Consider the following 20131-nt stretch of genomic DNA (forward strand, 5'->3'; position numbering starts at 1 on the left):
CACCGCAATTGCTATTGGGTCTAAGCCACTGCAAGCCTGCAATAGTTAGAACTCATTTCATAAATATCCGCGAGTGCGAACGCGGCTATTTGGGAGGTAGTGCAAGGCGTGTCGCGCAGCCAAGGGTGGTCCCTTGGCAAGCGGCGCAACGCAGCAATACGCCCAAATAGCCCGTTCCCTCCGGGTTCTTACCAAAAGCGGCGCTGGCCGCGTTGTGCTCCTTGCGCATAGGCCACTATGCGACGCGTCGCACGCCTTGCCAGCACCGCTTTTGGTAAGAACGCATCTCACGGATATTGGTGAAATGAGTTCTAATATCAAGCGGTGACGCGGAAGCGTGATACCGAGTTCTTCAATTCTTCGGCCAGTTTCGACAATTCGCGAATCGAATGCGCCGTCTGCTGCGTACCTTCTTGCGTTTGCTCGGTAACCGTCAAAATGCCCTGGATGTTTTGCGCCACGCCGTTCGCCGATGTTGCCTGCTGTTCGGTCGCAGATGAAATACCCTGAATCAGTTCCGCCAGTCGGTTCGACACGCGGCGGATGTCGGACAGCGCAGCACCGGCCGCATCTGACAGCTTGGCCCCCTCGACCACACCCTGTGTAGATTTTTCCATCGCCGCTACCGCATCATGGGTATCGGTTTGAATCGTACGTACCAGTGCACCGATCTGCTTGGTCGCTTCACCTGAGCGTTCCGCCAGTCGTTGCACCTCTTCCGCCACCACCGAGAAGCCGCGACCGGCCTCACCGGCAGACGCCGCCTGGATCGCCGCATTCAGCGCCAGTACGTTGGTCTGCTCGGTAATGTCGGAAATCAGTTCAGTGATCTCACCAATCTCTTGCGACGATTCACCGAGTCGCTTGATTCGTTTCGAGGTTTCCTGGATTTGTTCGCGAATCTCGTTCATGCCCTTGATCGCATTTTCCACCGCACGTGAACCTTCTTCCGCTGCCGTCACGGACTGACGTGCAACTTCGGCTGATTCATTGGCTGATTTGGAAACGTCGGTAATTTGTACCGCCATATCCAATACCGCCTGGCCGGTTTCTTGAATATCGCGCGATTGCTTTTGCGACGCTTCCAGCAATTCGGTCGAGATGTTCTGCGCTTGTGTCGAGGCCGAGGTAACCTGTTCCGCTGTATTCGTGACACGCCCTACCAGGCCGCGCAACTCTTCCACCGTGTAGTTAACCGAGTCGGCAATCGCGCCGGTAATGTCTTCCGAGACCGTCGCCTGCACCGTCAAGTCACCATCCGCCACTTCCTGCAATTCGTTCATCAGACGCAAAATCGCCGCCTGGTTTTGATCGTTCGCTTGTTTCGCTTCTTCTTCCTGTTTCTGCGCTTCGAGACGTTGGCCCTCAGCTTCGAGACGACGTGCATCCGCTTCCTTGGTACGGTTACGGCTGTCCTGCAGCAGTACCAGTGCAATACCTGCAGCAGACAACAGTGCCGCCAGCACGCTCAAGAGCATTAACCAGAATGGCACTGTCAGCGAATCCTGCTCGTTGCGATAGCTTTGTTGCAGTTCGGTCAGGCGTTGTTTCAGCGCTTCGTTTTCTTTAAAGATCAATTCCTCGGCTTGTTTTGCCGAGATGAAGTTTTGCAGATTACCGAGAATCAGCGAAATCGATTTTTGGTATTCATTGAAGTTGGCCTGCAATTCCAGCAGCTTGTCGCGGGTATCAGGCTCCGTGGTTTTGCTCAGGCGCAAAGCTTCGCTACCGTTCAGGAAACCGTCGACGATTTCGCGGAAGGTGTTCGTATCTTTACCCAGCAAGAAGGCTGTTTCCGGGTTCACACCTTCGGACGTCAGGAATTCGTTCGCGCTACGTGCCAGACGCTGTGTCAGCATGACCAGTTGGCCAGCCTGCGCTGTTTCGCGCGGAGAAGCACCGCCCTGTGCTTTCAGGGTCGAGATTTGTTCGGTCAGCTCCAGCAAGTTAGGTGAGATACCGTTCAGGATCTGCAATGTGCTACCGAAACCAGTCAATTCTTTTTCCAGCTTCAGAATTGTTCCGGCAGCCTTGTCGGTACCGGTCCACAGCTTTTGTGTTTCTTTCAGCATCGCATCCATCTGTGCGTCCGGCGGGCTGATGCTGCGCCCCTGGTACACACCACCCTTGGACAGAATGGCCAGGTCGTTATTGAATTCTTTACGACTGTCAGCAAGTTGCTGGAACGCTTCCTTGTTACCCTGAATCGCATTCGGCGTCGCCTTACCCACACGCTGCGAGTGCATCAGTGCATCACCGGCGATCTGGGTCTGGGTCGAACTCAAAGCAGAGGAATCGGCACTCAGCCAGACGAACAAGGCACCAGCCACCAGCGAACCGCCAAGTGCGATCAGCAAAATACGAACCTGTTGTTGCAGTGGCAGCTTGCCGATCAGTGGCAGCGTGATGTCGCCACTTTTCTGCAATACGTCGCCGATGTAGGTCGCGTTCGGATTGATGTTGGCACGTGTAATCGTGTTTGGCGCAGCAGGAGACTCTGCGTGTGTACCCCCCTCAGTTGGCGCAGCATTATTGGCATCATTGCCTTGCGCAGCCGTCTCTTTTTTATTTTGGGAAAAGAGCGGTAATTTAAACGCCATACTGATTCTCCTGATTCTCTATAGATGAAGCGCTCGGACTATGGTTACGAGGCTTACAGGCCGACATGTAAAAATTGGGGGTTTTGTATTACTGAAGAAAGGTCGAGCTCGGTCCAGACTTGCGACTCTTGATCGAGGTAGCGTTTGCTGGCCCATGGTGCATCGGCTTCAGCAGTGTCAGCCTGCAATTGCATTTGCGCGACATTGCGCAAACCCAGTACACGCGACACCAGCAAACCGCTATTAAATGCCAGCGACGGACCGAAGGCCACGATACGGCTGTCTTTCTCTATATTAGTAGTGGGCAAACCCTGGAACCGCGCGAAGTCGATCACGCTGATCAGGTTGCCACGTATATTCGTCAGGCCGAGAAACCACGGCTGTGTCAGCGGCACCGGTGTGATCGTGCCGACCGAGACGATTTCGCCTGCGGTCTGCAGATTCAGCAGCCAGCGCTGATCACCTATCATCACACCCAACTGGCTTACACGTGCATCGGTACCGCTGCGTGCGGTTTGCATGCGCTCCACCAACTGCGCCTGGAATTCGCGCAAACGCGTACGCCGCGCGGTGATATCCGATTTCGGGGATGCACTATCCGTTTGAAAATCCGACGTAGGCTGGCTCATGAGGAGCTACTTATCCGAGCGCTGCAATTTTGGATAACAGTTCAGCCGGATCCACTGGTTTGACGATGTAGTCGCGCGCGCCCTGGCGCAAGCCCCAGATGCGATCGGTTTCCTGGCCCTTGCTGGTGCAAATAATGATAGGTACATCTTGGGTTTCCGGATCACGCGCAATGGAACGGGTTACCTGGAAACCGTTTTGACCTGGCATCACGACATCCATCAGGATCAATTGTGGTTTGTCTGCCTTGATTTTCAGCAGCGCTTCTTCGCCATTCTCTGCGGTAGAGACGGAAAAACCTCGTTTAATCAGGATATCGGTAAGAAAGTAACGTTCAGTCGGTGAGTCGTCCACGACCAGAATTTTTTGAATAGCCATCTGAAACCTTTAGATCGAATTTACCTTGCGACTGCCTCGAGCGCGTGTTCGCGCACAGTTTTGAGCAGGCTGTCTTTTGTGAATGGCTTGGTGAGGTATGCGTCGGAACCGACCATCGCACCACGCGCACGGTCGAATAAACCATCTTTGGATGACAGCATAATGACCGGCGTTGTATGAAATTTCGCACTTTTCTTGATAAGTGCACAGGTTTGATAACCGTCAAGACGCGGCATCAGGATGTCGCAGAAGATCAGCGCAGGCTTGTGATCATGCATCTTGGCAAGTGCGTCAAATCCATCGTCAGCCAGCACGACCTTATAACCTGCCTGACCAAGGAATATCTCGGCAGACCGACGAATAGTGCTGCTATCGTCGATCACCATGATTTTCATGTCGGCATTATCCAGCGCTATTGTCATGATTCGTCTCGTTGAACTGTGTCAACAATATACGGCGCATCCGTAACAAAAAGCAAGATTCTTTAAGCCAACTCGGGGGTATGTATTAACACCCGTCGTTTTTAAACAAAAATTGCCGAAGTCATAACGCTGGACTAGCGTGATTACTGCCTTAAATTGCTACCATTTCGAAGTCTTCCTTGCGCGCGCCGCACTCCGGACAGGTCCAGTTCATAGGCACATCGGCCCAGCGCGTACCCGGCGCAATGCCTTCTTCCGGCAAACCGGCGGCTTCGTCGTAGATCCAACCGCAGATCAGGCACATCCAGGTTTGGAATTGTTCGTTCGATGTTTCGTTATTGCTCACGTCTGACAGCCCTTCAAGTTAAAATGCATAGTCAGCTATCTTAATATACCCGCCGTGCAAAACCAAACTTCTCCGCTTATATTGACCTTTGGCCCTACCGATCCGGTCGGTGCTGTTGGTATTCAGGCTGATCTGGCCTCTTTTGCCGCGATGGGCTGCCACGGCCTGTCGGTGATTACCTCCTTATTTATAGGCGACACCGCCCGGATCGAAGATACCCAAGTCATTGATTCCGACTGGGTGGCCGACCAGGCACGCGTCGTACTCGAAGATATGCCGGTCGCCGCTTTCAAGGTCGGCGCCGTCGGCAGCATAGAAAATGTCTCGGCCATTGCCGAAATCGTGTCCGATTACCCGGATATTCCGCTCATTTTCGACCCGTTCCTGTCTTCCCTGCCCGACCAGGGCCCGGATGGCGAGGATATGTTGATGGCCACCCGTGAATTGCTGATCCCGCAAACCACGGTATTGATCATCTCTGCGGTCGAACTGTCACGCCTGGCAGAAACCTGGCGCGAAGCGTCCGAGGAAGACATGATGGCGGTCGATGCGATGCGCCTGATAGAAATGGGTTGCGAATATGTATTCGTGACCGGTACCCCGTCCGACCTGACCGATGTCGCGAATACCCTGTTCGACGAAACCGGCGTGATCCGCCACGATAACTGGCAACGCATCTCCGGTTCCTACAGTGGTGCTGGTGGCACACTGGCGGCGACCATTGCCGCCCTGCTGGCGAACGGTCTCGATGTGCCGGAAGCGGTATTCGAAGCACAGGAATTCACCATCGCCTCGATCGCCAATGCGCAACGCCTGGGCATGGGTAAGCTGGTATTGGACCGCTATTTCTGGGCGCGCGAATTCGATGAAAACATCGATATCCTGCCGCCACCGATACAATAATTATTTTTCACCGCTACGGTCTCTGCATGACATCCAAGAACGATCAACTCTTCGCCCGCGCACAATTGAGTACGCCGGGCGGCGTTAATTCGCCAGTCCGCGCCTTCCGCTCGGTCGGCGGCACGCCACGCTTCATCACCCGTGCCGAAGGCCCCTACTTCTGGGATGCCGATGACCGTCGCTACATCGATTACATAGGCTCTTGGGGTCCGGCCATCGTCGGCCATGCACACCCGGATGTGGTCAAGGCGGTACAGGAAGCGGCGACCCGCGGCCTGAGTTTCGGCGCACCGACGGAAGCTGAAATCGAGATGGCTGAATTGATTTGCCGCCTGGTTCCATCGATAGAACAAGTACGCCTGGTCTCCAGCGGTACCGAAGCAGCGATGAGCGCACTACGTCTGGCGCGTGGTGCAACCGGACGCGACAAGATCATCAAGTTCGAAGGTTGCTATCACGGCCACGCCGATTCGCTGCTGGTGAAAGCAGGCAGCGGCTTGCTGACCTTTGGTAATCCGACTTCAGCCGGGGTACCGGAAGACTTTGCCAAACACACGCTGGTGCTCGACTACAACGATCCGGCACAACTGGAAAACGTGTTCAAGGAAATGGGTGACTCAATCGCCTGCGTCATCGTCGAACCAGTTGCAGGCAATATGAACTTGCTGCCTGCCACACCTGAATTCCTGCAAACCATGCGCCGCGTCTGTACCCAGTACGGCGCAGTGATGATTCTGGATGAAGTGATGTCCGGTTTCCGCGTCGCCCTCGGTGGGGCGCAATCGCTGTACGGCATCACACCGGATCTGACAGTACTCGGCAAAGTCATAGGCGGTGGCTTGCCAGTTGCTGCCTTCGGTGGTCGCGCTGACATCATGCGTCACCTGGCACCGCTGGGTGGCGTATACCAGGCGGGCACGCTGTCCGGCAATCCGGTCACCGTCGCAGCCGGTATGGCCACGCTGAAACTGATACAGGCTCCAGGCTTCTATGAAAACCTGAGCGCGCAAACCGCCAAGCTGGTACATGGCTTCAGCGCTGCGGCACGCGAGGCGGACATTGCCTTCTGTGCCAACTCGGTCGGCGGCATGTTTGGTTTGTATTTCGCGACAGAAGTGCCAGTGTCGTATGACACGATGATGAAGTGCGACAAGACACGTTTCAACGCTTTCTTCCATGCGATGCTGGATGCTGGCGTGTATCTCGCACCGTCTGCGTTTGAAGCTGGCTTCGTCTCGGCCCAGCATGATGACGCCATCATAGAGAGCAGCATCAAGGCAGCACGCGCCGCCTTTGCCCAGTTGGCTGACGACTGCGACGATTGATGTAAGGAAATACTCCACGCACCGCACGGTGCGTGGAAAACATGTAGTGAATTACTTCAGCCAGCCGCGGCGGCGGAAGTACCAGAATGGCGTGACCGCAGAGGCGATCATCATGACGATGGCCAGCGGATAACCGAAGGTCCAGTCCAGCTCCGGCAGGACCTTGAAGTTCATACCGTAGATACTGGCGATCAGCGTCGGTGGCAGGAAGGCGACCGAAGCAACCGAGAAGATCTTGATGATCTTGTTCTGGTTAATGTTAATGAAACCGACGGTCGCATCCATCAAGAAGTTGATCTTGTCGAACAGGAAGGCAGTATGACCGTCCAGCGATTCGATATCGCGCATAATCTGGCGCGCTTCTTCAAACTGCTCCGCATTCAATAAACGACCACGCATCAGGAAGCTGACTGCGCGTCGCGTATCCATCATATTGCGGCGAATACGACCATTCAAATCCTCTTCATGCGCGATGGCATTCAGCGCAACGGCGGCGTCCTGATCGCTCAGTTCTTCCTGCAAGACGCTGCGGCTGACTTCATCCAGACTTTGGTACACGCCTTCCAGCGCATCCGCCGAATACTCGGCATCGGTTGCGTACAGGTCGAGCAAGACATCCTTGTAATCTGCAATCGAGCCGGGACGCGAACGTGCACGCATGCGTACCAGGCGGAAAATCGGCAAATCTTCAGGATGGACGGAAAACAGGATGTCGCGCGCCAGGATGAACGCTACGGTCACCACACGGGACGGGCCATCATCTTCTTCCAGCAGGAAATCGGTGCGCAGGTGCAAGTCGCCGTTTTCGCCTTCGTAATAACGCGCGGACGCCTCAATGTCCTTGACGTCATCCTCACCCGGCAAGGTCACGCCATAAATGCTTTTAACCCAGTCCCGCTCATCGTCGTTCGGATCAGTCAGGTCGACCCAGACCGGCGTAGCCCGCTCGAGATCAGCACGGCTGTCGATATTGATTTGGTTCAGGCGACCATTTTGCAATACAAATACATTGATCATTAGCTCTCCCTGTCGCGCCGGAAACATCAATATGATTGATGAAACACACAACATATCCTGCAGCGCCAACGCTGCAGCTCATTATTTTTTGAGGGAACGCGGCCATGCAACAAAATACACAGGCCAGGACGCGACCACTCACCGTATCCGGCGAGAGGCGCTAAAGGAAGGTGATCGCTAAAGCACTATCTCGCGGAATAACCGTCGCAAGACGGCGGACAACTATAAGTAGGACTACCCAATTCAGGGCTCCGGAAACGAAAACAGCGCAAGTGTACTGATAAGTGCAACGGCTAGCAAGCCGCGAATAGCGCACTGCAGCATTTTTTCCTCAACTCTGTATTGCCGACACCACCTTGTCCTTCAGACTGTCTTTTACACAGGCAATATGACTGCAGTGTGTAGTGACTCAGGGCAAGGCCGCCGAGTTCATGCGACGCAGGATCAGATCAGTGCGACGCCCCAGATAAGCAGTACCGCGGTGCACATCGTAAAAACGCGGATTCGGCAACATCACGGCCAGGCGCGCTGCCTGAGCCGCACTGAGTTGCGCAGCGGATACACCGTAATAATGCTGGGCTGCAGCTTCAGCGCCAAACACGCCGACACCCCACTCGACCACGTTCAGATAGATTTCAAAGATACGCTCTTTGTCCATCCAGTATTCCAGCATGTAAGTGATGATGACTTCCTGCCCTTTGCGCAGGTAGCTGCGCTCACCGGACAAGAAGAGGTTTTTTGCCAGTTGCTGCGTGATGGTGGAGCCACCGGCCACAACCTTGCCTTTTTTGATATTTTTCTCGTAGGCTTTTTGCAAGGCATCCCAATCCACGCCTTCGTGCTCGGAGAAGTTGGAATCTTCCGACGCGATGATGGCGCGCTTCAGGTTATTGGAAATACGTTTATACGGTATCCACTTTTGCTTGAGCTGCGCTTTCGGATTTTTTTCCTGCAGGATGGAAAGCTGGTGCCGCATGAAGCTGGTCGAATCCGGATTATGGTTGACCCACCAACCGATCTGCAGGAAGAAGTAGAGTTGCAGTAGCAACACCAGCAGCACTGGCACAACTATTAGCCAAAACAGCAGCTTGCGCAGTATTTTCATTTTTATATAGTCTGCCTGGTTCTTGGAAAAAGCATGGTGCACTGTCTACGACAACTGTAAAACAGGATACTGCGCGCCTTACAGTTTGTCGCGTAACTCCGCGAACACGGCAGCGGTCTCTGGTCGTACACCGCGCCACAGATAAAACGATTCTGCCGCCTGCTCTACCAGCATGCCGAGGCCATCACGCGCAGCTGCGCCATGCTGGGTAGCAAACTGCATGAAAGCGGTGGGCGCTGCGCCATACATCATGTCATAAGCCAAAGTGCGCGGCGCAAAAACACGCGGCGAAATCGGCGGCACTTCCGACGCCAGGCTGGCTGCCGTCGCATTGATCACGATATCAAAGGTATCATCCAACATGCCGAAATCGCTGACTTCCAGGCAAGGTTGCGGCGCAAAGCGTTCCACCAGTTCGACCGCTTTGGAGTGAGTACGATTCGCGACGACCAGACGTGCCGGTTTTTCATGTAGCAAAGGCAGGATCACACCGCGTGCCGCACCACCGGCACCCAGCAACAAGACTGATTTACCGGCTACTGCGACACTTGCGTTGCGCACGATGTCGGTGACCAGGCCCACACCATCGGTGTTATCACCCAACATCTCGCCGTTTTCGAACTTCAGGGTATTCACTGCACCGGCTGCACGTGCACGCTCGGTCAGGCGGGTTGCCATCGCATACGCTTCCAGCTTGAACGGTACTGTCACATTCAAGCCCTTGCCACCTGCGCGCACAAACTGCTGTACGGTTGCCAGGAAACCGTCTAGCGGTGCCAGCAAGCGATCGTATTGCAGGTCTTGCCGGGTCTGCGCCGCAAAGCGCGCATGGATATCCGGCGATTTACTGTGTGCGATCGGATTGCCGATCACTGCATAATGATCCGTCGTCATACTCACTCACTGCCCTCGTGTTTCGGTTTGCAATGCATCGTCACGCGTGAAGTTAAAGCGCGTAATAATTTCCCACACATCGTCCTTGCCGACTGAGCGCATATTATCGGGGAACTTGCCGAACGGCGCGGAACGCCGCACGATGTTCAGCGCCGCCTGGTCCAGTGCCGGGTTACCGGAAGTACGTTCGACCCGCGGACCACCTTCCTTCATATAAATGGTGCCGTCCTGGAAGATGGGGATATACACCACCAGTTGGCCGTAGAGTTTCTTGCCGTCTTTTTGCGGGAAATTCAGCGTGCCGTTTTTCTCGATGCGATCCTGCAAGGTCTTATAGTACGCGGCATAACCGACCTCACGCGTACTTGGTGTGACCTGGGTTTTCTTCGGACGCTTGTTGTATTCCTCTATGCTGCGCGAGATTTCCGCTTCACGCCGCAACAAAGCTTTCGCGCTATCCAGCATGTCAGTCGCATTACGCTGTATCGGCACATCCTTGACCGGTTCCACATCGCTGACTTTCGGCGTGTGCACAGGTGTTTTCTTTTCCATCTGCGCCAGCAATTTCTGCTGATGCCGTTCCAGTTCTTCTATCTTGCGGCGCGCAGCCTTCGCACTATCGCCATCCTCACTCTTGCGCAAATCCGGCAAAGGCGATTTGGCGCGTCCGGCGTCCGCATTCCCGCCACCGTCCAGATTCGCCTGTGCCAGCGCATCCGCTTTCAACGGTTGCTTGTCATGCTTGGCGTTGACCAGGATGACTTCCAGTCCCGGATCAGTCGGCTTGAACTTGAAGGCTTCGGGTGGCGTGAAGTGCACGGCCAGCAACGCCGCATGCGCCAGCACGGAAATCGTGACGGCAGCAGTCAAAAAGCGGTTCTGGAAAAGAGACTTCACGTGCAGGCGTTAGGCAATAGTGTTTAAAAGAATGAATTTTACGGCAAAGCCGGTCTGCCGCTACGGATTCGTATTACCTTCTGGTGCGGGCTCGCCTTCCGTTGTCGGCGCTTCCTGCAATTCCGGTTCCAGCGGTACCGGCTCGGCATCGCCTTCCATCATATCGTCCGTCATTTCATCATCCAGCTCCTCGGCTACTGCCGCATTGGCAGCGGCATCCTGGATGATATCGAGCAAACGTGCTTCCACGGTCAGATCCACTTCATCCCAGCGCAGCAAATCCAGCTTGACCTGCGAACCACGTGCCAGCTGCGGCATACCGGACAGTTTGATGACCAGTGGTATATCCATCAGGCGCAAGATCTCTTCTTTCAGAACCGCGGCTTCGAGCTTCAGGGTCTCGGCCTCGCCTTTTTCCTGACTCAACCAGCGCAGACACCAGTAACGCTCCATGTCCGCCTGGAACGCACCGTAGGCGCTATAAGCAGCGTCGAATGCCGACACGATCGCAAACAGATCCGCATCACGTTGTTTGAATGGCGCGACCAGCGGTGCTGTTACACCGTGCTCTATACAAGCCAGGATTTGCCATTGATTGACCAGATCGGTGTAACGACGCAAAGGCGAAGTGCTCCACGCATATTGATCGACACCCAGACCCTGATGCGGCGCTGCATGTGTTTGCATGCGCACCTGCATTTTTGCCGCCCAGCCATTACCAGCCCCACCTTGAGCACGGTAAATGCCTGGCACACCGTGGTCATGCAATAACTTGCCCCAGCTGCTATTGGTCAGGATCGCCAGTTCGGCGACGATTTTATCCAGCGGTGCGCCGCGTTTGCGACGCTGGATGGAGACCACGTCATTCTCTACATAGAAGTTGAAATCGACGCGATTGTTTTGTTCCGGCCGCAAGCCAAAGCTCTCACGCTTGGCCATACGACCTTGTTCCAATACCTGCGCCCATTTCCACAACAGCGCGATATCTTCCTTGTACGGATAGTCGCCGACGTCGGCCGCCAGATTGTCTTCGGTGACATAAGCATCGAGATCGTTATGGCGCAGATTGGCAGCGATAGGCACGCGTTCAGCACGGGTTTCAGTACTAATCACGGACCAGTCACTTGGATCAAGCGTGACGTACAAGGACAGCGCCGGACAAGTCCGGCCTTCTGCCAGCGTATATTCTTCTACCAGTTCATCCGGCAGCATGGTGATCTTGTCACCCGGCATATACACGGTAGACAGGCGTTGACGCGCAATGACATCAAGTGCGTCGTCACGCTTGATACCCAGGCCAGGTGCAGCGATATGGATGCCGACGCAAACCTTGCCATCCGGCAGGCGCGTCACGGACATCGCATCATCGATCTCGGTGGTGGTGACGTCATCAATAGAAAATGCCTGCACGTCAGCCACCGGCAATTCCGGCAAGGTCGGCAAAGTAATTTCAGGGAAGCCTGTGCCTTTGGGGAATGACTCAAACAGGAATTTCGAGAAGTGCAAATCCTTGGCTGATGGAATGCCGCCTACCGCCAGCATCAGGCGCTGTGGTGCCATTTGCAATTCTGCGCAGGCAGCATCCAGCGCTTTGTACTCGATCGAGTTTTTATCCGGCTTGAACAAGAGCTGCAACACGATAGGAAGCATGGCATCCGGCAAGCGCATCGCTTTTAATTCTTCAACGTACTGGGCTTGCACCAACGCTTGCTGGCGCTTTTTCTCAACGCCCGCCAAAGCCGCTTTCAACGATGCTTCCGGCGCTGCCTTGTAACGGCCTTTGCCTTTTTTATAGAAATAAATCGGGGCAGCATGCAAACGCAGTATCAACCCGGCCGCTTCATGTGGCTTGGGTTCATGACCAAAATACTCGGTACCCAGTTCTGCAAAACCAAATTCTTCCTGGCCCGCCACTTCCCACAGGAAATCGAGATCGATATCCGCGGCGATGGCTTGCGCATCCGTCATGAATTCCGCTGGTGCAGGACTGGCAAATTGCAGCAGGACATCCTTGGATCTCACCTTGCTGCGTTTGCCCGTAGGCAGTTCTACCTGATATGCCTCACCCTGCTGCGACATCGCGACGCCGGCCTTGAAGTCACCGGATTCATCAAAAAATAGATTCATTCAATACTTTGCTTATTTAGTAATTCTTAATCGTTCTTTATACAGCTGCACCTACTATCGCTCCCGCTTGTACACAGGATAGATTGCTGCATGGATTACGCGCACATTTGCGCTGTGTTATTTAGCTTTTCCTCTCGGCGTGCGGATTCTGCCGGATCGTAGCCAGATTGGGGAGAAAAACTTCTGTTACCAGTAGCAAACCCTGGCCGCGACGATACAAACAACGACGCGCATATAAAGGTGCAGGCAAGGCCTGACCCAGGGCTGCCGCCGCGCGCACCGCCAGCGGATGCTGTGCCGACAGGCGCGCATATTCCAGTTTGCCGCGCCACACCTTGGGATCACCAAACAAGGTAGTCCCCAACGAGCGCTCGCCCAGCGTGCCAAAAAATGGCCAGTCAGAAGCAGTCGCCGACAGCGGCACTATCGTGTGTGCATAGACGACAGGCGTGTCATCACAGCACAGCAATACTTCACGTTCCTGCACTTGCAGACGGCGCGGCAAGGCGACCATCTCATATTCATCCGCCAACACCATCGCTTGCTGTTGTACCAGCCGGCGTATGCGAAATTGCTCACAGCGTGCGACCAGCTTCATCGTCAGCGACATCTCATCCGTCAGCCAGCCCCGCATCTGCGGCGACGGCTGCACGGCGTTGACATGTGCATACCAGTACGCGTGCGTAACCGCGCGATGTGTCCTGGTCTCGCTCATCACTGCACCGCTCCGAGGTCGACACCGCAAAAGGCCAGCACTTCATCTGCATACTCGGCAAAATCAGATATGCCGTGGTCGCTGCCTTCTATTACATGCTGTTTTGCACCTGCGAATTGCGTCACCATCTCACGCCAGTCGAGCAACTCATCACCGCTTGCTGCTATCAGGAAATAACGTTGCGGCTGCGTAATCACAGGCACGGCCAGCGCCGTCAATTCATCAATATACTCGCGCTTGAATTCAAACGCCTCATTCGAGTGATATTGCGTTTTGACACCAACCTGGCTCGCCAGGTCGCGTGCTGCGTGCACGGCAGGATTAAGCATGACAGCCCGACAACCCAGTCGTTCTGCCAGCCAGGTTGCGTAGTAGCCACCGAGCGAAGAACCGATCAGTGTGAGCTCGGCAGGAGGAATATCCTGCGCAAGCGACAATGCCAGCGCGATTGCTGCGCTTGGTGAAGCGGGTAGTTGCGGACAAATATATTCATCACCCCGCCCCAGCGCCTGCATGCGGGCCGCCAGCAAACTGGTTTTATATGACAGCGGGGAAGAACGGAAACCGTGCAGATACAAAATCATTGAGCCAGCGCATCCAGAATCTTTTGGTGCACACCGCCAAAGCCACCGTTGCTCATGACCAGGATCTGGTCGCCGGTTTGTGCACTTTGCGCAATCGCTTGCACCAGAGTTGGCAAGTCATTAAAGGCGCGCGCCTTGTCGCCCAAAGGTGACAGTGCTTCCGCCAGATCCCAGCCCAGCGCATCCTTGCCGTTACCGCTGGCGCCATAACCGAAGACCAAGTCGGCATCGACCAGGCTGCCAGGCAAGGCTTCTTTCATCGTGCCCAGCTTCATCGTATTCGAGCGCGGTTCCAGCACTGCGAGTATGCGTGCCTTGCCGACCTTCTTGCGCAAGCCCTCTACCGTGGTCGCGATGGCCGTCGGATGATGCGCGAAGTCGTCATAGACGGCGATATCGTTGACCGTACCGCGCAGCTCCATGCGTCGTTTGACGTTTTCAAATTGTCCGAGTGCGGCGATTGCCTGTGCTGGCAATACGCCAACGTGGCGTGCAGCAGCGATGGCAGCCAGCGCATTCATGCGATTGTGTTCGCCGGTCAGCGACCACTGCACTGTGCCTTGCAATTCGCCATTGAAGATCACATCGAAATTGCCATCGTCATGCGTGGTCAGCGACCAGCCATCCTTGCCGCCAAACCATTCGCTCTCGCTCCAGCAACCACGTTGCAATACGCGTTGCAACGCCTCCTCGCGTCCGTTTGCAATCACGCGCCCTACACCCGGCACGGTACGCACCAGATGATGGAACTGGGTTTCGATTGCATGCAGGTCAGGGAAAATATCGGCGTGGTCGTATTCCAGGTTATTCAGGATCGCTGTCTTCGCGTGGTAGTGCACGAACTTGCTGCGCTTGTCGAAGAAGGCCGTATCGTATTCATCCGCCTCAATCACGAAGAATGACGATTCCTTGCCGCTGCCGGACAAGCGCGCAGAAATACCAAAGTTCATAGGCACGCCGCCGATCAGGAAGCCGGGATCGTAGCCTGCATCTTGCAGTATCCACGCCAACATGGACGAAGTCGTGGTTTTACCGTGTGTACCTGCAACAGCGAGCACCCACTTACCTTGCAGGATGTGCTCACCTATCCATTGCGGGCCGGAGGTGTATGGCAAACCTCGATTGAGGATTTCTTCCATCAGCGGATTGCCGCGCGAAACAACGTTGCCGATGACATATAAATCAGGGGACAGGCTGATCTGTTCGGGACCGTAACCTTCGATCAGCTTGATGCCTTGTGCTTCAAGCTGGGTACTCATAGGCGGATAGACGTTCGCGTCGCATCCGGTAACCGTATGGCCGGCGGCCTTAGCCAGAACTGCCAAACCACCCATGAAGGTGCCGCAAACGCCAAGTATGTGGATATGCATTGTACAATTTCAGATTGAATTAACGAGATTTTACCCGACGACGGGCCTATGTCGGCGGGAGTATCAATCACGCCATGCCTACACCCCCTTTGTCCGATACCGAATTGCTGCGCGCGGAAATCGCCGCAGCCGCCGCCCGCCTGATTGCAGAAGATGGGGTCGACTACGGCACGGCCAAACGCAAGGCCGTCAAACAGATACTGGGCAATAGCAAAGTGCGCGGCAATGTGCTGCCGGACAACAGCCAGATCGAAGACGAGGTACGGATATATAACGAGCTGTTTTTCGGTGACACCCAGCCTGCCCGCTTATTGCATTTGCGGCAACTCGCGGTGCGCCTGATGGCCGAACTGGCACCTTTCCAGCCCCACCTGACCGGCGCGATCCTGAACGGCACCGCAGGCGAACACTCGGAAATCCATCTGCAATTGTTCGCAGAAAGTCCGAAAGACGTAGAAATCTATCTATTAAATAAGGGGGTGGACTTCGACGTTTCGGAGTCCAATCATTTCAAAGGTCACAACGAGCCGGTAGAAACCCTGAGCTTCCTCTGGCAACAGGAAGGCGTACACCTGGCACTCTACAACAGCGATGATCTGCGAGGCGCCCTGAAAAAGTCATCATCCGGCCGTGCCGAGCGTGCTGATATAGAATCAGTGCGCGCACTGCTATCCGAGGAAAATGAGTAAATATGAAACGTAATGTCTTTTTGTTCGCCACTATCGCCGTATTCTTTGCTGCCTTCGGCATCTACTTCGGTGCCAAACATCACCGTCCGGCCAATCCCGAATCTCCCGCCGTCGCCAACTTCTTCGCGCAGAACATGGAAGACAGCAACGGCAAAACACATAGCTTGGGTGAATACCATGGCAAAACCCTGATCGTTAACTTTTGGGCAACGTGGTGCGCACCCTGCGTGGAAGAAATGCCTGAACTGACGGAATTACAAACAGAGCTGGCCGGAAAGAACATCCAGATCCTCGGTATCGGCATAGACTCGCCGAGCAATATCCGCGAATTCGCCGCCAAATATAAAATCACCTATCCGCTTTATATAGCCGGACTGACCGGCAGCGAACTGTCGCGCCAATTCGGCAATCAGGCTGGCGGCCTGCCTTTTACCGTGATCATTGGACCGAAAGGCGACGTACGCAAAACCTACCTGGGTCGCCTGAAGATGGATCAACTGCGCGCCGACATCGCCGCTCTTTAAATCCAAAGCAAGATTTTTCCTTGCCAATCAGCGCCATTTAGCGGCAAAATGCGCCCATCGTCTGCAAACGGAGTTGCATCTCCATGGCAAAAAATATTCTTTTATTAAACGGCCCGAACCTGAATTTACTGGGTTCGCGCGAGCCTGAAGTCTATGGCAGCACCACTCTTGCTGATGTGGAACGTGCGGCCAGCGAACAGGTTGCGCAAGCCGGTGCCAAATTGACGACCTTCCAGAGCAATCATGAAGGCGCGTTAATCGACCGCATCCAGGCCGCGAAAAAAGAAGGTATCGATGCCATCGTGATAAATCCGGGCGGACTTACGCATACCAGCGTATCATTGCGCGATGCATTGGCAGGCGTTGCCATACCATTTGTGGAAATCCACGTTTCCAACATTCACCAGCGCGAAGCATTTCGCCATCATTCCTATCTGTCCGGCATCGCTGTCGGCGTGATTTGCGGATTGGGCACCGAAGGATATACAGCAGCTATCTCTTTTGCGCTCAAAAAGCTCTAAATTTCACCATTTGTCGGCAAATGACTTATAATTGCCGCCATCTTCAATCATAAAAACTAAAATTTCCAAGGAAATTCACATGGATTTACGCAAGCTCAAGACCCTCATTGATCTGGTCGCAGAATCGGATATCGCTGAACTGGAAGTCACGGAAGGCGAAAGCAAAGTCCGTATCGTCAAATCTTCCGCAGCACCGCAAAACCAAGTAGTGATGATGCAACCGCAAGGCGCTCCAGCGCAATATGCACCTGCACCAGCAGCAGCTCCAGTAGCCGCCGCGGCACCAGTTGCAGCAGCACCAGTTGAAATCAAGGGTCATGTCGTTAAATCGCCTATGGTTGGCAGCTTCTACCGCTCCTCTGCTCCAGGTTCGCCAGCATTCGTTGAAGTTGGCTCGGTTGTCAAAGAAGGCGACACCCTGTGCATCATCGAAGCGATGAAACTCTTGAATGAAATCGATGCTGACGCTTCTGGCGTTATCAAGGAAATCCTGGTCGAAAACGGCCAACCGGTCGAGTTTGGCCAACCGTTGTTTATCATCGGCTAATAAATGGTTGCAGGGGTAGCGTAAGCAAGAGACGCTTAGCCGCCCCTCCCATTTTGCTGATTCGATTCATTCCCTATAACGACGAATCCAGTTTCCACTATGTTTGAAAAAATTCTTATCGCCAACCGTGGCGAGATTGCGCTCCGAATCCAGCGCGCCTGCCGCGAAATGGGCATCAAGACCGTGGTCGTCCATTCCGAGGCAGACCGCGATGCAAAATACGTCAAACTGGCCGACGAGTCCGTTTGTATCGGCCCGGCACCATCCACATTAAGCTATCTGAACATGCCGGCCATCATCAGCGCGGCAGAAGTGACCGACGCCGAAGCGATCCATCCCGGCTACGGCTTCCTGTCGGAAAATGCGGATTTTGCTGAACGCGTAGAGCAATCCGGCTTCGTCTTTATCGGTCCACGCTCGGAATCGATCCGCATGATGGGCGACAAAGTGTCGGCCAAACAAGCCATGATTAAAGCTGGCGTGCCATGCGTGCCAGGTTCGGACGGCGCATTGCCGGATGATCCGAAAGAAATCGTGCAGATTGCACGCAAGATCGGCTACCCGGTCATCATCAAGGCAGCCGGCGGTGGCGGTGGACGCGGCATGCGCGTTGTGCATACCGAAGCAGCTTTGCTGAATGCGGTCACCATGACCAAGACCGAAGCCGGTACAGCCTTCGGCAATCCGGAAGTCTATATGGAGAAGTACCTGGAAAATCCACGTCACGTGGAAATCCAGATCCTGGCCGACGAACACAAAAACGCCATCTGGTTGGGCGAGCGCGATTGCTCCATGCAACGTCGCCACCAGAAAGTCATGGAAGAAGCGCCAGCTCCTGGCATTCCACGCAAAACCATAGAACGCATCGGCGATCGCTGCGCAGAAGCTTGCCGCAAAATGGGTTATCGCGGTGCTGGTACGTTTGAGTTCCTGTACGAAAACGGTGAGTTCTACTTCATCGAAATGAACACCCGCGTGCAGGTTGAACATCCGGTCACCGAAATGATCACCGGCATCGACATCGTGCAAGAGCAGATCCGTATCGCTGCTGGCGAAAAACTGCGTTTCCGCCAACGTGACGTGATCCTGAGCGGCCACGCCATCGAATGCCGTATCAATGCGGAAGACCCGTTCAAGTTCACTCCGTCGCCAGGCAAGATTGTTTCCTGGCATGCACCTGGTGGTCCTGGCATCCGTGTAGACTCGCATGCGTATGCTGGTTACTACGTGCCGCCACACTACGACTCGATGGTAGGCAAAGTCATTGCTTACGGTGCGACCCGTGAACAAGCGATCAAGCGCATGCAAATCGCTTTGTCCGAAATGGTGGTGGAAGGCATACAAACCAACATCCCACTGCATCGTGAACTGATGGTGGATGCACGCTTCATCGAAGGCGGCACCAACATTCACTACCTCGAGCAAAAACTGGCAAACAAGCCAGATTTGCCGAAAGCGTAATCAGCATCATCTCCTGGCGTCGAGCCTATCGCTGTAACAATCAAGCGGTTTGATTGTTACAGCGTATACAAACTATCATCACCCTGCCCCTTGCGGGCGCACAGCCCCTATAATGACTGACAGTAAAGTACATCGAGGTAATACATGAGCTGGACCGAAATTGTGATCGAAGTCGCCCGTACGCATGCGGAAGCATTATCCGATGCGCTGATGGAGGCTGGCGCATTATCAGTCTCGGTAGAAGACGCTGACTTCGGCACTGACGCCGAACAACCTTTGTTTGGCGAACCCGGCATGGAACCGACAGACGCAGCGTGGGAACATAGCCGCGTTGTCGCCCTCACCCCCATCGAAGCAGACCAGGCCAGCATCGTGGCCGAAGCCGCACAAGCAGTCGGGCTCGTCGCTGCTGACGTCGTCTTTACACTGCGCGCCGTGGAAGAACAGGACTGGGTACGTTTAACCCAATCGCAATTCGAACCTATCCATATCGGTAAAAACATCTGGGTCGTGCCGAGCTGGCACGATGCACCTGACCCGCAGGCGCTGGTACTGGAACTGGACCCCGGCCTCGCCTTTGGCACCGGCAGCCATCCGACCACACGACTCTGCATGGAATGGCTGGAAGCAAATCCGCCAGTCGGCCTGAGCGTACTCGACTATGGCTGTGGCTCCGGCATACTGGCGATGGTGGCAGCCAAGCTGGGCTCCACCGACGTGATCGGTATCGATATCGATCCGCAAGCGATCAAGTCGGCAGTTTTCAATACCGAACGCAATCATTGCGACGTCGCTTATTACCTGCCGGATGAATTTGCCATCTCCGGCCATGCCCACACGTTTGACGTGGTCGTCGCCAACATCCTCGCCAACCCGCTCAAGGTGATGGCGCCGATGCTATCCGGACGCGTCCGTCCGGGTGGCAAGCTGATCCTGTCCGGCGTACTCGCGACCCAGGTCGAAGAAGTCACCGCCGCTTACGCTCCTTTCATCGCGCTCAGTGTCTGGGCAGAACATGAAGGTTGGGTCGCGTTGGCTGGCCATCTCCCGCCCGGCCAGGCATAAAGACCAACGCACTT

The 20131-nt window shown here is 54.8% G+C and carries 21 protein-coding genes; 8 read left to right on the forward strand and 13 right to left on the reverse strand.

The features are described from left to right. Positions 1-317: 317 nt before the first annotated feature. From IXC47_RS01570 to IXC47_RS01590, 5 genes are all read right to left on the reverse strand, one after another. On the reverse strand, positions 318-2600 hold the full coding sequence (locus tag IXC47_RS01570; RefSeq protein WP_195874510.1) for a methyl-accepting chemotaxis protein: 2283 nt from the start codon (positions 2598-2600) through the stop codon (positions 318-320). 53 nt (positions 2601-2653) lie between these two features. Continuing rightward, complete coding sequence (locus IXC47_RS01575) at positions 2654-3229, reverse strand: chemotaxis protein CheW (RefSeq protein WP_175624983.1); 576 nt, start codon at positions 3227-3229, stop codon at positions 2654-2656. A gap of 10 nt (positions 3230-3239) precedes the next feature. Beyond that, positions 3240-3605, reverse strand: coding sequence for a response regulator transcription factor (locus IXC47_RS01580; RefSeq protein WP_124574565.1), 366 nt, complete (start codon positions 3603-3605; stop codon positions 3240-3242). Between the two features lie 20 nt (positions 3606-3625). Further along, complete coding sequence (locus IXC47_RS01585) at positions 3626-4027, reverse strand: response regulator (protein ID WP_175624982.1); 402 nt, start codon at positions 4025-4027, stop codon at positions 3626-3628. Positions 4028-4178: 151 nt separating this feature from the next. Continuing rightward, positions 4179-4373 (reverse strand): rubredoxin, encoded by a 195-nt coding sequence (locus IXC47_RS01590; RefSeq protein ID WP_012080806.1) that lies wholly within the window; start codon positions 4371-4373, stop codon positions 4179-4181. Positions 4374-4427: 54 nt separating this feature from the next. On the opposite strand from IXC47_RS01590, the gene thiD reads away from it, so the two are divergent. Both thiD and hemL read left to right on the forward strand, forming a co-directional pair. Further along, positions 4428-5276: a bifunctional hydroxymethylpyrimidine kinase/phosphomethylpyrimidine kinase gene (thiD, locus tag IXC47_RS01595; protein ID WP_195874511.1), complete on the forward strand. Its 849-nt coding sequence runs from the start codon at positions 4428-4430 to the stop codon at positions 5274-5276. A 26-nt stretch (positions 5277-5302) separates the two neighbouring features. Continuing rightward, entirely contained in the window at positions 5303-6601 is a 1299-nt protein-coding gene (gene hemL, locus IXC47_RS01600) for a glutamate-1-semialdehyde 2,1-aminomutase (protein ID WP_195874512.1), read from the forward strand. 51 nt (positions 6602-6652) lie between these two features. Here hemL and corA read toward each other — a convergent pair whose 3' ends face one another. The 8 genes from corA to mpl all read right to left on the reverse strand — a co-directional run bounded on the left by corA (position 6653) and on the right by mpl (position 15310). Further along, complete coding sequence (gene corA / locus IXC47_RS01605) at positions 6653-7618, reverse strand: magnesium/cobalt transporter CorA (protein ID WP_175624979.1); 966 nt, start codon at positions 7616-7618, stop codon at positions 6653-6655. Positions 7619-8027: 409 nt separating this feature from the next. Next, positions 8028-8723, reverse strand: coding sequence for a monofunctional biosynthetic peptidoglycan transglycosylase (mtgA, locus tag IXC47_RS01610; protein ID WP_175624978.1), 696 nt, complete (start codon positions 8721-8723; stop codon positions 8028-8030). 78 nt (positions 8724-8801) lie between these two features. After that, complete coding sequence (aroE, locus tag IXC47_RS01615; RefSeq protein WP_195874513.1) at positions 8802-9617, reverse strand: shikimate dehydrogenase; 816 nt, start codon at positions 9615-9617, stop codon at positions 8802-8804. 6 nt (positions 9618-9623) lie between these two features. Further along, entirely contained in the window at positions 9624-10514 is an 891-nt protein-coding gene (locus IXC47_RS01620; RefSeq protein WP_175624976.1) for a TonB C-terminal domain-containing protein, read from the reverse strand. A 60-nt stretch (positions 10515-10574) separates the two neighbouring features. Continuing rightward, the gene (locus IXC47_RS01625) at positions 10575-12641 is read right to left on the reverse strand and encodes a ribonuclease catalytic domain-containing protein (protein WP_195874514.1); all 2067 of its coding nucleotides are present in this window, start codon (positions 12639-12641) and stop codon (positions 10575-10577) included. A gap of 121 nt (positions 12642-12762) precedes the next feature. After that, a complete protein-coding gene (locus IXC47_RS01630; protein ID WP_175624974.1) occupies positions 12763-13356 on the reverse strand; it encodes a chorismate--pyruvate lyase family protein in 594 nt (197 codons plus the stop codon). Continuing rightward, positions 13356-13940, reverse strand: coding sequence for a YqiA/YcfP family alpha/beta fold hydrolase (locus tag IXC47_RS01635; RefSeq protein WP_175624973.1), 585 nt, complete (start codon positions 13938-13940; stop codon positions 13356-13358). Before IXC47_RS01635 ends, IXC47_RS01630 begins: the two co-directional genes overlap by 1 nt. Then, on the reverse strand, positions 13937-15310 hold the full coding sequence (mpl, locus tag IXC47_RS01640) for a UDP-N-acetylmuramate:L-alanyl-gamma-D-glutamyl-meso-diaminopimelate ligase (protein WP_175624972.1): 1374 nt from the start codon (positions 15308-15310) through the stop codon (positions 13937-13939). Before mpl ends, IXC47_RS01635 begins: the two co-directional genes overlap by 4 nt. 74 nt (positions 15311-15384) lie before the next feature. Here mpl and IXC47_RS01645 point away from each other — a divergent pair, with 74 nt between their 5' ends. The 6 genes from IXC47_RS01645 to prmA all read left to right on the forward strand — a co-directional run bounded on the left by IXC47_RS01645 (position 15385) and on the right by prmA (position 20117). Next, complete coding sequence (locus IXC47_RS01645) at positions 15385-15999, forward strand: hypothetical protein (RefSeq protein ID WP_175624971.1); 615 nt, start codon at positions 15385-15387, stop codon at positions 15997-15999. Positions 16000-16001: 2 nt separating this feature from the next. After that, the gene (locus IXC47_RS01650) at positions 16002-16523 is read left to right on the forward strand and encodes a TlpA disulfide reductase family protein (RefSeq protein ID WP_124574551.1); all 522 of its coding nucleotides are present in this window, start codon (positions 16002-16004) and stop codon (positions 16521-16523) included. Positions 16524-16606: 83 nt separating this feature from the next. Then, a complete protein-coding gene (aroQ, locus tag IXC47_RS01655) occupies positions 16607-17044 on the forward strand; it encodes a type II 3-dehydroquinate dehydratase (RefSeq protein WP_175624970.1) in 438 nt (145 codons plus the stop codon). A gap of 79 nt (positions 17045-17123) precedes the next feature. Then, positions 17124-17591 (forward strand): acetyl-CoA carboxylase biotin carboxyl carrier protein, encoded by a 468-nt coding sequence (gene accB, locus IXC47_RS01660; RefSeq protein WP_175624969.1) that lies wholly within the window; start codon positions 17124-17126, stop codon positions 17589-17591. Positions 17592-17690: 99 nt separating this feature from the next. Continuing rightward, entirely contained in the window at positions 17691-19052 is a 1362-nt protein-coding gene (gene accC, locus IXC47_RS01665; RefSeq protein WP_175624968.1) for an acetyl-CoA carboxylase biotin carboxylase subunit, read from the forward strand. A gap of 144 nt (positions 19053-19196) precedes the next feature. Next, a complete protein-coding gene (gene prmA, locus IXC47_RS01670; RefSeq protein WP_195874515.1) occupies positions 19197-20117 on the forward strand; it encodes a 50S ribosomal protein L11 methyltransferase in 921 nt (306 codons plus the stop codon). Positions 20118-20131: the final 14 nt, after the last annotated feature.

The sequence above is a fragment of the Herminiimonas contaminans genome (assembly GCF_015645465.1).
In the GTDB taxonomy this organism is placed as follows: Bacteria; Pseudomonadota; Gammaproteobacteria; order Burkholderiales; family Burkholderiaceae_D; genus Oxalicibacterium; species Oxalicibacterium contaminans.

Coding starts and splice junctions, on each gene's coding strand:
- hemL (WP_195874512.1), top strand. CDS start 5,303: ATGACATCCAAGAACGATCAACTCTTCGCCCGCGCACAATTGAGTACG.
- accC (WP_175624968.1), top strand. CDS start 17,691: ATGTTTGAAAAAATTCTTATCGCCAACCGTGGCGAGATTGCGCTCCGA.
- mtgA (WP_175624978.1), bottom strand. CDS start 8,723: ATGAAAATACTGCGCAAGCTGCTGTTTTGGCTAATAGTTGTGCCAGTG.
- prmA (WP_195874515.1), top strand. CDS start 19,197: ATGAGCTGGACCGAAATTGTGATCGAAGTCGCCCGTACGCATGCGGAA.
- IXC47_RS01575 (WP_175624983.1), bottom strand. CDS start 3,229: ATGAGCCAGCCTACGTCGGATTTTCAAACGGATAGTGCATCCCCGAAA.
- aroQ (WP_175624970.1), top strand. CDS start 16,607: ATGGCAAAAAATATTCTTTTATTAAACGGCCCGAACCTGAATTTACTG.
- aroE (WP_195874513.1), bottom strand. CDS start 9,617: ATGACGACGGATCATTATGCAGTGATCGGCAATCCGATCGCACACAGT.
- IXC47_RS01630 (WP_175624974.1), bottom strand. CDS start 13,356: ATGAGCGAGACCAGGACACATCGCGCGGTTACGCACGCGTACTGGTAT.
- corA (WP_175624979.1), bottom strand. CDS start 7,618: ATGATCAATGTATTTGTATTGCAAAATGGTCGCCTGAACCAAATCAAT.
- IXC47_RS01645 (WP_175624971.1), top strand. CDS start 15,385: ATGCCTACACCCCCTTTGTCCGATACCGAATTGCTGCGCGCGGAAATC.
- IXC47_RS01635 (WP_175624973.1), bottom strand. CDS start 13,940: ATGATTTTGTATCTGCACGGTTTCCGTTCTTCCCCGCTGTCATATAAA.
- IXC47_RS01570 (WP_195874510.1), bottom strand. CDS start 2,600: ATGGCGTTTAAATTACCGCTCTTTTCCCAAAATAAAAAAGAGACGGCT.
- IXC47_RS01625 (WP_195874514.1), bottom strand. CDS start 12,641: ATGAATCTATTTTTTGATGAATCCGGTGACTTCAAGGCCGGCGTCGCG.
- IXC47_RS01585 (WP_175624982.1), bottom strand. CDS start 4,027: ATGACAATAGCGCTGGATAATGCCGACATGAAAATCATGGTGATCGAC.
- IXC47_RS01580 (WP_124574565.1), bottom strand. CDS start 3,605: ATGGCTATTCAAAAAATTCTGGTCGTGGACGACTCACCGACTGAACGT.
- IXC47_RS01650 (WP_124574551.1), top strand. CDS start 16,002: ATGAAACGTAATGTCTTTTTGTTCGCCACTATCGCCGTATTCTTTGCT.
- mpl (WP_175624972.1), bottom strand. CDS start 15,310: ATGCATATCCACATACTTGGCGTTTGCGGCACCTTCATGGGTGGTTTG.
- accB (WP_175624969.1), top strand. CDS start 17,124: ATGGATTTACGCAAGCTCAAGACCCTCATTGATCTGGTCGCAGAATCG.